Genomic DNA, 1,011 nt, shown 5'->3' with positions numbered 1-1,011 from the left:
ATTGGTGGCGCCCGGGCCGGAGGTCACCAGCATCACGCCGGCCTTACCGGTCGAACGCGCATAGCCTTCCGCCGCATGGCCGGCGCCCTGCTCATGGCGCACCAGTATGTGCTCGACCTCGTCTTGCTGAAAAATCTCGTCATAGATCGGAAGGACAGCGCCGCCGGGATAGCCGAAGACATGCTTGACGCCATTGTCCTTCAGCGCCTGCACCACCATTTCGGCGCCCGTCATCTCGCGCCGCTCGTTCTGTCCGTTGCTCATCGGTCTGGTCCCGTACTGTCGCCATTGGGCGTTTGCTGGTCGTTTAGTCGTGTTTCAGGCAATAAAAAAGGCCCCCGAGGGAGCCTGTGTCTTGCGCATGGGGGGTTTTCGCCCGGCGGTTACACCGCCTTGCCCACGCGCTTTCCTACGAGAATGAGTGCTGTTTTCATGGTGGCGGACACTAAGGGCGGGCAAGGCGACCTGTCAACGGGAAAAATCGCGCCGGCGCGCACAGCGTGCCGGCGCGATTGAGGCGATCAGCGCGGCGCCTTGCAGCGGGAAACGCGCGGATCGCATCTGGACACCTTCCTCGCCTGCATCTTCGCTGGCGGATGGTGAGGTGCCACCCTTGCCGGGCCATGGTGCTGGGGCATGTGCATTGCCATCGCCTGCTGATGCGGCTTCTGTTGTCCGGCACCGCGTGCAGGACGCTGCCCCGAGACCGGCTTGGCCGAACCCGGTTTGGCCGACGATTTGACGACGATACGTCCATCGCCCGCGGTCCTGTCGGCATGCAGCTTGAGCGCATCGGCCTTCGCGCCGTTGCCGGCGGCCATCCGCTTGCGCACAGTGTTGCCAGGCTTCACGACGGCTGGATTGCTCGCTGTCACAGCGCTCGGAGACGTGGCCTTGTCGCCGCTCGCAATCTTGGGGCCATGGCCCGCCACGATTTGCCCGTTCCCATTGGCCGCCTTGGCGGCAGGCATTGCATTGCCGGCAAGCTTCTTGATTTCGGCGCCCCTGGAA

At 64.2% G+C, this 1,011-nt stretch carries 1 protein-coding gene and 1 pseudogene; both read right to left on the bottom strand.

Annotated features, from left to right (window positions below):
• A partial coding sequence (locus ENZ75_RS32855) for a thiamine pyrophosphate-binding protein (RefSeq protein WP_245481352.1) occupies positions 1-264 on the bottom strand: 264 nt, incomplete at its 3' end.
• A 257-nt stretch (positions 265-521) separates the two neighbouring features.
• A pseudogene (locus ENZ75_RS32850) lies at positions 522-1,011 on the bottom strand (hypothetical protein); the annotation flags it as partial.

Source organism: Mesorhizobium sp. M7A.F.Ca.CA.002.04.1.1, assembly GCF_004022805.1.
GTDB lineage: Bacteria > Pseudomonadota > Alphaproteobacteria > Rhizobiales > Rhizobiaceae > Mesorhizobium > Mesorhizobium ciceri.
Note: the sequence above shows the minus strand (reverse complement) of the source record. Positions and strands in the feature narration are given on the sequence as shown.